This is a genomic window from Marivirga arenosa (genome assembly GCF_030503875.2).
GTDB lineage: Bacteria > Bacteroidota > Bacteroidia > Cytophagales > Cyclobacteriaceae > Marivirga > Marivirga arenosa.
The window spans coordinates 2,399,008-2,413,155 of sequence record NZ_CP129968.2 but is presented as its reverse complement, the minus strand read 5'-3'; the positions used below and the strand labels follow the sequence as shown (position 1 = coordinate 2,413,155).

Here is a 14,148-nt window from a genome sequence, read left to right as displayed (position 1 = left end):
TCAATCGTTGGGGAGAAACCGATTTAATATAAAATATTTCACATTCTTTATTCTATTATTGGCTTTTATTAGCATTAAGCCAACTTTAGGGCAGGTTTTTAATCCCTGGGGGCCACCTCCTAATGATAAGAATATTGATGCGAACTTTTTAAGAAAAGTTCTTAATCACTTTTCTGCGGAAGTAGCCGTGGGCTATGGTTCAACTCGATACCGACAAAATCTCGATACTTACAGACTTTTTAGTAATAATAATGGTTTATATTTGCTAGGTCAAGATTCCTCAGGAAATCAAATTGGATTATCAAATTGGATTAACCAACCACAAATTGTTGATTCATTAGATACATCATCAGCTATTCGTTTTCAAACTACCGAATTGGAGTCTGATTCTAATGGAACTTATATAATCGATAGTTTAGAACAAAGACTAGTCGGGGGAGGAAATGCAATTCCTATACATCTTAAAATCCACTTTAATTACAATAGGTTTAGAGTAGGTGCGGGTGCTACATTTGAAATAAATTCAAAAGCTAATTTAGCGCTGAAAGGATTTCCTGATTACATATCTAACTATGAATCGGATTATTCCAGATTCTACACTAAAAAGTATTATTTGACTGCCGGTGTTCGATACTACGACTTTTGGGATTTTTCCTATTTTGCTGATATTGAGTATGGTATCTTCAGATTATCAAATAATGTGTTTCCTGCTGGCCTTGTAAGCTTAAGTAATTATTGGAATGTTAGTTTACCAATTGAAAAGAATTTTTCTGAATATTTCCGATTGGTTATGAGACCTTCTGTTGATTTTAAATCTATAAACACCTTTATGCCTTCAGGTGAATCCATTAATACAAAAATGTGGAATTTACAGTTTCAATTGGGTGTAAGAATCAGTTTTCCGCTATTCAAAGATTGTCCAATAGGAAATTGCGAAGCACAAAAAGAACACCGTCATGGTTCTAAAAAATTCAGAGGACAGCCAATTTACAAATGGCAGAATCCAAAAGTAGGTGAGAATTATCCGTATAATTTGAATGAAAAAAGAGAGGCATTTCCCTTTTTAAAACGCAAATGAAATGATTATTTTTGTCACCGCTTAATAAAAATCCTTAAATTGCACTTTATTTATTTTTAGACAGTAAACAAATCTATGGCTGAAGGAGAAAATGAAAAAATCATCCCAATTAATATAGAGGATGAAATGAGAGGTGCCTACATTGATTATTCAATGTCGGTAATTATTTCAAGGGCTTTACCTGATGTTAGAGACGGATTAAAACCCGTACACAGAAGAATTCTTTTCGGAATGCAAGAGTTGGGGCTTGCTCATAATAGACCCTATAAAAAGTCAGCCAGAATCGTAGGAGAGGTTTTAGGTAAGTATCACCCGCATGGTGATTCTGCTGTTTATGATACCATGGTTCGTATGGCTCAACCATGGTCACTTCGCTATCAAATGGTGGATGGTCAAGGAAATTTTGGATCCATTGATGGTGATTCTCCTGCAGCAATGCGTTATACAGAGGCTAGGCTTCAACGGATAGCCGAAGAAATGTTAACAGATATTAATAAAAATACTGTTGACTATCAATTTAACTTCGATGATTCTTTAAAAGAACCTACCGTATTACCAGCTAAGGTTCCTAATCTTCTATTAAATGGTGCTTCAGGTATTGCAGTGGGTATGGCAACCAATATGGCTCCTCATAACTTAACTGAGGTAGTAAATGGAATTCATGCTTACATCGATAATAACGATATTACGATACCCGAATTAATGGAACATATTTCAGCTCCTGATTTCCCAACAGGCGCTGCAATATATGGTTATCAAGGAGTTAAGGCTGCATTTGAAACAGGTAGAGGACGTATCGTAATGCGTGCTAAAGCTGAGATAGAAGTGCTTAAAAATGGACGTGAGCGAATCATCGTTACTGAAATTCCTTATTTGGTAAACAAAGCTAGCATGATTGAAAAAACTGCTGGCTTAGTGAATGAAAAGAAAATTGAAGGTATTTCCGATATAAGAGACGAATCTGATAGAAATGGATTGAGAATCGTATATGAGATCCGTAAAGATGCTATTCCTAACGTTGTTTTAAATAATTTATATAAATATACTCAGCTTCAAACTTCATTTAGCGTTAACAATGTAGCCTTAGTTAAAGGTCGTCCTGAAACGCTTAACCTGAAGGATATGATCAAGCATTATGTTGATCATAGACATGAGGTAATCGTTAGAAGAACACAATACGAATTAGATGAGGCTCAAAAAAGAGCGCATATTTTAGAAGGATACTTAATTGCCCTTGATAATCTTGACGAGGTCATAAAATTAATCCGTGAATCTAGAGATCCTGAAATAGCTAGAACAGGATTAATGGAGAAGTTTGAATTATCTGAAATTCAAGCGAAAGCTATACTTGACATGAGACTCCAAAGACTAACAGGTCTTGAAAGAGAAAAAATTGTTAAGGAATATGAAGAGATCAAGAAATTAATAGAATACTTGGAATCGGTGCTTGCTGATGAAGGTTTAAGAATGAACATCATCAAAGATGAAATGCAAGAAATGCAGGACAAATATGGTGATGAAAGAAGGACTGAAATCATCCATAGTGCTGAGGAATTCACTGATGAGGATATGATCCCTAATGAAGATGTGGTTATCACCTTATCACATCAAGGATATATAAAGAGAACCTTATTAAATGAATATAAAACTCAAGGTAGAGGTGGTGTAGGTTCAAAAGGAGCAGGAAGTAAAGATGATGATTTTACTGAACTATTATTTGTCGCTAAAACACATAATTACCTGCTTATATTCACAGAATTGGGAAAAGTATTCTGGATAAAAGTATACAGATTACCTGAAGGTTCTAAAACTTCTAAAGGAAGAGCAATACAGAACTTAATTAATATAGAATCAGATGATTCTGTTAGGGCTGTAATAAACGTTGAAAACCTTGATGATGAAGATTACATCAACAATAATTATTTGGTGATGTGTACTCAGCAAGGTACCATCAAGAAAACTACTTTAGAAGCGTATTCAAGACCTAGAGCTAATGGTATTAATGCCATCTCTATTAAAGAAGGTGATAGATTACTCAATGTTAAATTGACAAATGGCGATAATGATATTATAATTGCGGCTCGTTCAGGGAGAGCTATTCGATTCCATGAAAGCAATGTAAGGCCAATGGGTAGAACCGCAGCCGGAGTTCGAGGAATAACCTTAAAAGATGATTCTGATATAGTTGTAGAAATGGTTGCTATAACCCGAGAAAATGCTAATTTATTGGTGGTTTCTGAAAAGGGTTATGGTAAGCGCTCAGATATTGATGATTACAGAATTACCAAGCGTGGTGGTAAAGGTGTGAAAACACTAAATGTTACCGAAAAAACTGGCGAACTTGTTGCAATTAAAGAAGTAATTGACTCTGATGATTTAATGATTATTAATAAATCAGGTATTACTATCCGATTAGCAGTAGAAAGCTTAAGAGTAATGGGTAGAGCCACACAAGGTGTTAAGCTTATAAAGGTTAGTGAAACTGACAGTATTTCATCCGTAGAAAAAGTTGAAAAGATTGATGATATAGAAGAAGAGACAGAGGCAACTGAAGAAGGAGAAAGTACAAATCAGTCGGATCAAAGTGAATCATAAATAGAATAAACAAGTATAAGTAAGTATTAATTGTAAAATAAAAAGTATAGAAATGAAAAAACTCGCATTATTTTTCGCCTTTTTTTTAGTGATCGGTCAGGCGTTTGCGCAGAATTCGAATGTTCGTAAAGCAGAAAATGCTTTAGAAAATGGAGAGTTTCAGGAAGCAATAGAATTAATTAATGAAGCCTCAGAACATGAGAAAACAATGGATGATCCTAAGACATGGTATGTAAGAGGGACAATATATCAGGCGAAATTGAATAAAGAAGGTTATGATGAAAATTTGGTAAAAGAGGCTACAAAGAGCTACAATAAAGTTTTCGATATGGTAAGTGAAGGTGATAAGTATTTTACTTTAACGGATCTTAAAGTTCAAGAGCTTTGGGGAGGATTCATTAATGAAGGATCAAATGCTTATTCAGCTCAAAACTTTGAAGGTGCTGTTGATGCCTTTAAAAGAGCTTTATTAGTATTACCAGAGGATACTACCGCTACACTTTATGCTGGTATCTCTGCACAGCAAATGAAAGATAACAAAACAGCTCTTAAGTATTATTACAGACTTTTAGATTTGGATTACAAATCTGCTGAAATATATGGTAGCATAATTTCAATTGAGCGATATGCTAATGAAGATATTGAAAAAGCTTTAGAAGTAACCAGAATGGCTAAAGAGGTTTTTCCTGAAAATGATCAATTTCAGAAACAAGAAATTAATTTATTAATTGAATCTGGTCAAGTAGACATTGCTAAAGATAGAATAAATGATGCTATCGAAAAAGAACCAAATAATGCTAATTTATATTTTAATTTAGGTTATTTATATGAGCAATTAGAGCAACCAGAAAAAGCTGAAGCGGCATATTTAAAAGCAATCGAAATAAATCCAGATTATTTAGATGCCAACTATAACTATGCAGTTTATTACTACAATAAAGCTGCAGACTTATTAGCTGAAGCTAGGGACATGGATTTACAGACTTATAAAAAAGAAGGTAAAAAGCTTGAGAATAAAGCGAAAGAATACTTGAAAAAGTCTAAGCCATATTTTGAGAAAGCATTAGAAATTTCTCCTAAAGAATTAGCAGTAATTGAAACATTGCAAACTGTTTACACTCAGTTGGGTGAAAATGCAAAGGCAGAAGAGATGATGGATAAAGCTGATGCTATTAAAGCTGAAAATTCAGAAGGTCAAAACTAATTAGTATAACAAAATCATATAATTAAGGTTATCCTAACGGATAGCCTTTTTTTATCTCTATAAAAACTAGAAATATTTAATTTATGAGTCATTCCTCTCAAGATTTAGAAAAAGCAACGCTCGGAGCTGGATGTTTTTGGTGTATTGACGCAGTTTTAAGAAAACTTAAAGGGGTTCAAAAAGTTGAGTCGGGTTTTTCCGGAGGGCATATTAAAAATCCACCCTACAGAGAAGTGGTACAAGGAAGAACTGGTCATGCCGAAGTGGCAAATATTACTTTTGATCCAAGCATTATTAGTTATCAGGAAATATTAGAGGTTTTTTGGCAAGTACATGATCCCACAACCTTAAATAGACAAGGAGCTGATGAGGGAGAACATTATCGTTCGATAATTCTGACGCATAATTCAAAACAGGCCGAAATAGCCCAAGATATGAAATTGCAATTAGACCAATCTGGAATTTTTGATGATCCCATAGTTACGGAAATCAAAGCCTTTGAAGCTTTTTACCCTGCAGAAACTGCACACCAAGATTTTTATAATCGAAATGTTGAAATGCCTTATTGTACTTTTGTTATAAAGCCTAAACTCGATAAAATAAAAAGATTATTTGCTGATAAATTAAAGCGATAATATTTATATAATCTCCTTTTCTTTAAAACCTTAACGTTAACTGACCATGTGAATCAATTGGGGTTTCTATTTCAAAATTAGAAAGAGAGCATCCTACTAATCTAACTTTGTTTTCCATATTAAATGAGTCTACCAGTTCGGCTAATGCTTTATCAAATACTACAGCAGACTCAATGACTTCTTCTAAAGTTTTACTTCTTGTAATCTGTTTAAAATCATCAAACTTTACCTTTAAAGTGACTGTATGTGCTTGTGCTTTGGTCTGTTTATAACGATTCCAGCATTTTTCAGCTATAGTTTGTAAAGCTTCTATTATCTCTTCTTTTGATTGCAAACTTTCAGAAAAGGTATTTTCAGCCCCAACAGATTTTCTTATCCTATTCGGGTTTACTCTTCGGTAATCTTCACCACGGCTGACGGTATAAAAATAACGTCCTTGTTTTCCAAAATGCTTGATTAACTCTTTTAATGATTTAGCTTTTAAATCAGCACCTGTTTTAATTTGAAGTTCATGCATTTTTTCAGCAGTCTTTTTACCTACCCCAAAAAACTTCTCGATAGGTAATTCTTCGATAAAAGGTACTACCTGATGCGGTTTTATTACAAACAGGCCGTCAGGTTTTCTATAATCTGAAGCAATTTTAGCTAAGAATTTATTAATTGATACTCCAGCTGAAGCCGTCAAACCAATTTCTTTCTTTATCGCTTTTTTTATTTCAATAGCAATATCAGTGGCAGTTGAAATTCCTTTTTTATTTTCAGTTACATCTAAATATGCTTCATCTAGTGAAAGTGGCTCTACGAAATCAGTGTACCTGTAAAATATCTCCCTAATTTGTTGACTTAATTGCTTATATCGATCAAATCTAGCTTTTACAAATATTAAGGATCTACATTTTGAAGCTGCAATTTTAGACGGCATTGCGGAATGTACTCCATATTTACGAGCTTCATAGCTAGCAGCTGCTACAACACCCCGTTGGCTGTTTCCGCCCACAGCAATTGGTTTACCCTTCAATTTAGGGTTGTCCATTTGCTCAACAGATGCATAAAAAGCATCCATATCAACATGTATAATTTTGCGTTCTATCTCTTTTTCCAAAGCTTATCCGCTTATGTTTTTGTATTACCGTTTATCCTTTTGTAGTAGTGAAATAATGAAATAAAAAGGATATTATTATTACAAAATAAATCAATTCATTTTTAATAATAACCAAATGAAGAGAAGAGAGTTTTTACAACTAGCTGGAATGGGTATAGGAGGGGCAATGTTAACTGTACCATTAATTGGTAATGCTGTTGATGTTGATCGACTTCTGGAAAGCCCATTAGATGTATTACAAAAGAAAAGATTAGCAGATATTGGACTTAATTCAGCAAAAGCGAACGGTGCTTCTTATGCTGATGTTCGAATCGGAAGGTACCTGAACCAGTACATATTCACCAGAGAAGACAAATTGCAAAATGCCGTAAATACGGAATCTTTTGGTGTTGGTATTAGAGTTATCGCTAATGGGACTTGGGGATTTGCCTCAACCTCTGATGTTAGTGATGAAGGAATTAAGAAAGCAGCAGAGCAAGCAACAGCCATCGCTAAAGCAAATGCCAAAATTCAGACTGAGCCTGTAAAATTAGCACCTGTCCAATCTCATGGTGAGGTAAGCTGGAAAACACCGCTTGAAAAAAATGCGGTAGCAGTTCCACTACAAGAAAAAGTAGATTTACTATTATCGGCTAATGCAGAAGCAATAAATAATGGGGCTAATTATGTAAATAGCGCCTTATTTTTAATAAATGAACAAAAATATTTCGCTAGTACTGAAGGTTCATATATTGATCAAGATGTACACCGAATATGGCCTAATTTTAATGTAACTGCTATTGACCCAGATACTGGAAAATATAAATCCCGCCAAGCATTAAGTTCTCCTATGGGTATGGGTTTTGAGTATATGGACCCAAGACCAGAGAGTATGAAAGAAGGACCTGGTGGGACGCTACATTTCTATGATCGCTATGATATGATCAAAGATGCTGGTTTGGCAGGTAAGCAAGCTAAAGAAATGCTTAAAGCAGATTCAATAAAAGCTGGAAAATATGATCTAGTATTAGATCCAAATCATTTAGGCTTAACCATTCATGAAAGTATTGGTCATGCCACTGAACTAGATAGGGTATTAGGTTATGAAGCAAACTATGCTGGGACAAGTTTCGCAACTCTTGACAAATGGAGAAGTAAAGATTTTAAATATGGTAGCGATATCGTAAATGTTTTTGCTGATAAAACTCAACAAGGTTCCTTAGGTGCTGTTGGATATGATGATGAAGGAGTAAAAACTAAAAAGTGGGATCTTATTAAGGATGGAGTTTTAGTGAATTACCAAGCGATCAGAGATCAAGCTCATATTATAAATGAAGATGAGTCTCATGGTTGTTGCTATTCTCAAAGCTGGAATGATGTTCAGTTCCAAAGAATGCCGAATGTGTCTTTATCTCCAGGAAAAGAAAAGTATAGTCCTGATGATATGATTAAGGATGTTGAAAAAGGAATTTATATAGTAGGTAGGGGATCGTATTCAATTGACCAGCAGCGCTATAACTTCCAGTTTGGCGGCACATTATTTTTCGAAATTGAAGATGGAAAAATAAAAGGGCCAGTAAATGATGTGGCTTACCAATCTAATACTCAGGAATTCTGGAATTCTTGTACAAAAATATGTGATGAAAGTGATTATAAAACTTTCGGATCATTCTTTGATGGAAAAGGGCAGCCTTCTCAGATCAGTTCGGTCTCTCACGGAAGTGCGACTACCCGATTCAATGGTGTTAATGTAATTAATACTGCAAGAAATATTTAATTCTATGTTTGGTTAATGAGCATAGTCTCAATTAGCTATTTGCTAAAATTTAAAAACATTAAAAAATGGCAATATTATCAAAAGAAGAAGCAAAGCAGATTTTAGAAAAAGTAATGAGCTTTTCTACTGCTGATAGCTTAGAAGCAAGCCTCTCTGGAAGTGGAAGAGGTAATATTAGATATGCAAGGAATACAGTTACAACAAGTGGTTATAATGATGACGTAAGTTTAGGAGTTACGGCAAACTTTGGTAAAAAATCTGCATCTTCCACTATTAATGAATTTGATGATGAATCATTAAGAAAAGTAGTGAAGAGAGCGGAAGAGTTAGCGAAATTAGCTCCGGAGAATCCTGAGTTTATGGAACCTTTAGGTCCACAAGATTATAAAGAGTCAAAAACTTTTTATAAAAGTACTGCAGACATCACTCCAGAGTACCGAGCTGAATTAGCAAAGAAAAGTATTGAACCAGCCAAAGCTAAAGATGTAACAGCTGCTGGTTATTTAGAAGATACTTCTGGTTTTTCGAGTATTATGAATTCTAAAGGTTTATTTGCTTATTCGCAAGAATCTGAACTTGAGTTCACTGTTACTATGCGTACTAATGATGGTACCGGTTCAGGTTGGGTTACTCGTGATTTTAATGATGTTAACCAATTCAATGGCGAAGAAGCTTCAGCTGTTGCACTAGAAAAGTCTATCATGAGTAGAAATGCTAAGGCAATTGAGCCTGGTAAATATACTGTGATTTTAGAACCTGCTGCATCTGTTCAATTACTTGGCAATATGTTGTTTAACATGGGAGCCAGACAAGCAGATGAAGGAAGAAGTTTTCTTTCAAAGCAAGGGGGAGGAACTAAATTAGGAGAGAAGCTTGTGGATGAAAGAGTGAATATTTATTCTGATCCTTTTAATGAAAGAGTACCCGCTAATGCATGGAATGGTGATGGATTACCCAGAGAAAGAACCAGCTGGATAGAAAATGGTGTAGTAAAGAATATGTCATACAGCCGTTACTGGGCTGATAAAAAAGGAGTTAAGCCAGTGCCAGGTCCAGCAAATGGTATAATGGTAGGGGGTGATGCTTCTACAGAGGATCTAATTAAAAGTACTAAACGAGGTATTTTAGTTACTCGTTTATGGTATATTCGTACCGTTGACCCGCAAACTTTACTTTATACAGGTTTAACTCGTGATGGAACCTTCTATATCGAAAATGGCAAAATTAAACACCCTATTAAAAACATGAGATTTAATGAGAGCCCTATTATTATGTTAAACAATCTTGAAGAATTAGGACAACAACAAAGAATAAACGGAAGTTTAATTCCAGTTATGAAGATCAGAGACTTTACTTTTACAAGTTTATCTGATGCTGTGTAAGTGATTATCTAAAATATAGATTAGAGCTTTAGGATTATTCTTAAAGCTCTTTTTTTATGTTAATATATTTAGATATATTGTATATAAAGGGGGGGTAATAAAAACTAGCTAAAAACTGAACCAATCAATAATAAATGAATAGTAGACTAAATAAACCTTTCTTTTTTGCATTTTCAGTGGGGTTGGCTACAGCAATAGTGTTTTCTATTACTATTATTTTAAGCTATCAGTATTATCAAAAACAGAAAATTCAACAGCTGCAGTTAGAATTGAATTTTGTAAAAGAAAATATCCGTAAAATTATGACGAACAGTAATTTGGCGGCATTTTCAGTAGGCTTAACAATTGATCCTGTTCAAGATACAGTTAAGAATTTTGACTTTGTTGCTAAAGAAATAATGCAACAACACCCGTATATTTTTGGTGTTCAAATTCTTAGAAAAGGCGAAATTCAATATGTTTATCCTTTTGAAAGACATAAGTCTGTTCTAGGGTATGATATTCTTCAAAATCAAAGCACTCAAATAGAAGCTCAAAGAGCTATTGACGAAAAAGAGATTTATTATGCTGGTCCGTTAAGCTTTAAACAAGGAGGGCAAGGAATTATTGCTAGATTACCAATTTTTCATAATCAGAAATTTTGGGGATTTTCTGCTGTTTTAATCCGTATGGATGATTTTCTAGAAGCATCTGGAATACGAAAGTCTGAATCTGATAATTTTATTTTCGAATTATCTAAAATAAATCCAAACACTGGTAAAGAAGAATATTTTACAAATAGGAGTGGGGCTAGCAATTTAAGTCTAGATTATACTTTTGCAGAGTCAGGATGGAAAATAACTGCAAATTATCAAAGTGAATCTATAGTATATATTATACTTTCTATTTTAATAATTTTGGGCATTTTTTCAACGGCAGGTAGCTCGCAACATGCTTATCAAATACTTAAAAGGCCTGAAAAACTGGAGGCTTTATTGAATGAGAAAACGAAAGAAATTGAAGAGAATAATGCTTATCTCCAATCAATGGTTCAGGCTATACCAGACATTATTTTTATTTATGATGAACAAGCCACTTATTTAGATTTCCATGCCTATAAAACTGAGTTTCTATTATACAAACCTAAAGATTTCATAGGCAAAACTGCATATGAATTATTTGATAAAGGGTTTGCAAAGGAAACCCATGCTTGTATACTAAAAGCTTTAAAGACAAGTGAAGTAATTGAACATTCATATTATTTAGATTTTAAGGAAGATAGAAAATTCTTTGAAGGAAGGTATATCTCAATTAATTCTGAAAAAGTGTTAGCAGTAATTCGGGAAGTAACAGAAAGCGTATTATCAGCCCAAAGACTAGAAAAAAGCGAGCAAAAGTATCGAGGACTGGTATCACAAGCTTCAGATACTATTTTCCTTTCTGATGAAAATGGAAATTTAATTGAATTGAATAACAAAGGAATTGAAATGACTGGTTTAAATGAAAAGCAGATTAAAGAATATAACCTTAATGATATTATAATACTTTCAAATGAAAAACATTCCAAGATCACAGAATTGATTCATGAAAAAGGAAATACATTACAAGAAGGTAGTTTAAAAAAATCAGATGGCACTGAAATTCCTGTTGAAATAAATTGTAAAATAACAGCTTCAAAACAAATACAAGGAATAATCAGAGATGTTTCCGCAAGAAAAAAGTATATACAATCAATTCAATTACAAAATGAAAAACTAAAGGAAATTGCATGGATACAAAGTCATGAAGTACGCGCACCTTTAGCTAGAATTTTAGGATTATTGGATTATCTTGAAAAGTATGATGAGGGAACAAAAGCAGATAACAATCATATTATTAGTTCTTTACGTAAGAGTTCTCTTGATCTAGATTTGATAATAAGAGATTTAGTAAAGAAATCTGAGGAAGCAGAAAGTAGTACTTCATAAGCCAATATAAAACATTCTTTCTTTATATGTCACTGCTATTCATTACCTTTGATACAGTTTCTGTAATTTCAAATCTATAAAAGCAATTAAATTGGAATTTAATCAATTAAATTTTCACCCTACTTTAAGTGAAGGCCTTGAGATGATGGGCTTCAAAAAAGCAACACCTATTCAAACAGAAGCAATTCCTAAAATTTTAGAAGGTAAAGATTTAATTGCTTGTGCTCAAACAGGAACTGGTAAAACTGCAGCTTTTGTTTTGCCCATACTACATAAAATCGCTTCAGGAATTGAAACAAAAGGAGTAAATACGGTTATAATTGCCCCTACCAGAGAACTTGTACAGCAAATAGATCAGCAAATTGAGGGCTTTTCATACTTTACACACGCAAGCAGTATTGCTATTTATGGAGGTGGTGATGGCGCTGCATGGGAGCAACAGAAAAAAGCTATTCGAGCGGGAGTAGATATACTGGTTGCAACCCCAGGTAGATTGATTGCCTTATTAAATTCAAATAAAACCCAACTTGATAATGTACAACATTTAATTCTTGATGAAGCAGACAGAATGTTGGATATGGGGTTTTATGATGATATCATGAGAATTATCAAGCAATTACCTACAGAAAGGCAAACCTTATTATTCTCGGCTACCATGCCTCCTAAAATCAAAAAACTTGCGGGTGCAATTTTGAATAATCCAGAAGAAATCACATTATCGATTTCTAAGCCGGCAGCAGGTATTTCTCAAAAAGCATTTTTGACATATGATGATCAGAAAATCCCACTTTCAAAGTTTTTGTTGGGTTCAGGATTATATGAAACAGCAATTATTTTTGCTAGCAAAAAGGATAAGGTAAAAGCTTTAGAAAGAGAATTGAAAGATATAGGAATGAAAATGAAAGCCTTTTCAAGTGATCTGGATCAATCAGAACGAGAAGTTATCATGCGTGATTTTCGTTCAAAAAAGGTGCAAGTATTAATTGGAACAGACATAATTTCAAGAGGTATTGATGTAGAAAATATAAGCTTAGTGATCAACTATGATGTTCCGGGTGATCCAGAAGATTACGTTCATAGAATTGGAAGAACGGCTAGAGCTGCTACGAAAGGGGAGGCTATAACTTTCATTAACGAAGCGGATATGGAAAAATTCAATAGAATTGAATCCTTAATAGAAAAATCTGTTTTGAAAACAAATAGCTTGCCTAATCAAATTGGGCAAGGGCCGGAATATCAAGAAAATGCCAGAAAGAGAAAACCTGGTGGTTTTAACAAGAGAAAATCATTTAAAAAGCGTAATAAATAATATTACAATTCATTATGACATTTAAGGAATTAGGAATCTCTAAAGATCTAATAAAAGGATTAACAGAGCTTAATATTAATCAACCGACTAAAATTCAAGAGCTAGTTATTGGTCATCTAATGCAGAATTCAGGTGATTTAATTGCTCAGGCACAAACCGGAACGGGTAAAACAGCGGCTTTCGGATTACCAATATTAGAAAGAATTAATACCAAAGATAATAAAATACAAGCTGTAATTCTTTCACCCACAAGAGAATTAGCTCAGCAAATCAAGCAGCAAATCTTCAAGTTCACAAAATATTCAGAGAAGGTTTTTACTGAGGTTGTATTTGGTGGAGAGAAGATTGAAAAGCAAATTCAAAACTTAAGAAGGCCTACGCATATCTTAGTCGCAACTCCCGGTAGATTAGCAGATTTAATTAGAAGAAAAGCGGTTGATATTCGTCAAGCTAAGCTGATGGTATTAGATGAAGCAGATGAAATGTTAAGCATGGGTTTTAAAAAGGATTTGGAATTCATTTTAAATACTATGAAACACCAGAAAGATATTTGGCTGTTTTCTGCTACTATTCCTACTGATATTAAATATATCATCAAACAGTACCTTGATCCTAATGCTAAGCAATTGAAAGCATCGGGTAATGAATTGGTTAATGAAAAAATATTACACCAATATGTGCCTTGTGACACAGATGAAAAGTTTATGGTGTTAGACTATTTCCTGAAAACTCAGAAAAAGGAGAGAGGTATAATTTTCTGTAATACTAAAAATTCAGCTAGATCCTTATTTGAAAAACTCAAATCTAGAAAATTAGCGGTTGGTATTCTTGAAGGAGATATGCATCAAAAAGATCGTGATAAGGAATTGCGATCATTTAAAAGTAAAAAGCTTGATTTATTAATTGCTACCGATGTTGCGGCAAGAGGTATTGATGTTGCTAATCTTGCTTACGTAGTACATTATGAGATTCCGAAGCAATTAGATTATTATATTCATAGAAGTGGTAGAACTGCAAGAGCGGGAAAAACGGGTATAAGTATGGCGCTTTGTACCAAAAATGAAATGGTTCAAATCAAAAACATTCAAAAAGAGTTAGGAATAAAAATGAAACAGGTTCCTTTTGGATAAAGTTTTAGCAA

Annotated in this window: 10 protein-coding genes; 9 read left to right on the top strand and 1 reads right to left on the bottom strand. The window is 33.8% G+C overall.

Features of this window, described 5'->3' with window-relative positions; genetic code table 11:
• The first annotated feature begins 7 nt into the window (after positions 1–7).
• From QYS47_RS10460 to msrA, 4 genes are all read left to right on the top strand, one after another.
• Complete coding sequence (locus QYS47_RS10460) at positions 8–1,078, top strand: hypothetical protein (RefSeq protein ID WP_302125111.1); 1,071 nt, start codon at positions 8–10, stop codon at positions 1,076–1,078.
• Positions 1,079–1,153: 75 nt separating this feature from the next.
• Positions 1,154–3,673, top strand: coding sequence for a DNA gyrase subunit A (gene gyrA / locus QYS47_RS10455; RefSeq protein WP_322345995.1), 2,520 nt, complete (start codon positions 1,154–1,156; stop codon positions 3,671–3,673).
• A 52-nt stretch (positions 3,674–3,725) separates the two neighbouring features.
• Positions 3,726–4,877, top strand: coding sequence for a tetratricopeptide repeat protein (locus tag QYS47_RS10450; RefSeq protein ID WP_322345994.1), 1,152 nt, complete (start codon positions 3,726–3,728; stop codon positions 4,875–4,877).
• A gap of 83 nt (positions 4,878–4,960) precedes the next feature.
• On the top strand, positions 4,961–5,512 hold the full coding sequence (gene msrA / locus QYS47_RS10445; RefSeq protein WP_322345992.1) for a peptide-methionine (S)-S-oxide reductase MsrA: 552 nt from the start codon (positions 4,961–4,963) through the stop codon (positions 5,510–5,512).
• Between the two features lie 22 nt (positions 5,513–5,534).
• Here the strand turns inward: msrA and dinB are convergent, their stop codons facing one another.
• A complete protein-coding gene (dinB, locus tag QYS47_RS10440) occupies positions 5,535–6,614 on the bottom strand; it encodes a DNA polymerase IV (RefSeq protein WP_322345991.1) in 1,080 nt (359 codons plus the stop codon).
• A gap of 115 nt (positions 6,615–6,729) precedes the next feature.
• Here dinB and QYS47_RS10435 point away from each other — a divergent pair, with 115 nt between their 5' ends.
• From QYS47_RS10435 to QYS47_RS10415, 5 genes are all read left to right on the top strand, one after another.
• Positions 6,730–8,370: a TldD/PmbA family protein gene (locus QYS47_RS10435; RefSeq protein WP_308356639.1), complete on the top strand. Its 1,641-nt coding sequence runs from the start codon at positions 6,730–6,732 to the stop codon at positions 8,368–8,370.
• Between the two features lie 65 nt (positions 8,371–8,435).
• Entirely contained in the window at positions 8,436–9,752 is a 1,317-nt protein-coding gene (locus QYS47_RS10430; protein WP_322345989.1) for a TldD/PmbA family protein, read from the top strand.
• Between the two features lie 134 nt (positions 9,753–9,886).
• Positions 9,887–11,698: a PAS domain S-box protein gene (locus QYS47_RS10425; RefSeq protein WP_322345987.1), complete on the top strand. Its 1,812-nt coding sequence runs from the start codon at positions 9,887–9,889 to the stop codon at positions 11,696–11,698.
• 91 nt (positions 11,699–11,789) lie between these two features.
• Positions 11,790–13,007 (top strand): DEAD/DEAH box helicase, encoded by a 1,218-nt coding sequence (locus QYS47_RS10420; protein WP_308356642.1) that lies wholly within the window; start codon positions 11,790–11,792, stop codon positions 13,005–13,007.
• Positions 13,008–13,021: 14 nt separating this feature from the next.
• Entirely contained in the window at positions 13,022–14,137 is a 1,116-nt protein-coding gene (locus tag QYS47_RS10415; RefSeq protein WP_308356643.1) for a DEAD/DEAH box helicase, read from the top strand.
• Positions 14,138–14,148 lie beyond the last annotated feature (11 nt).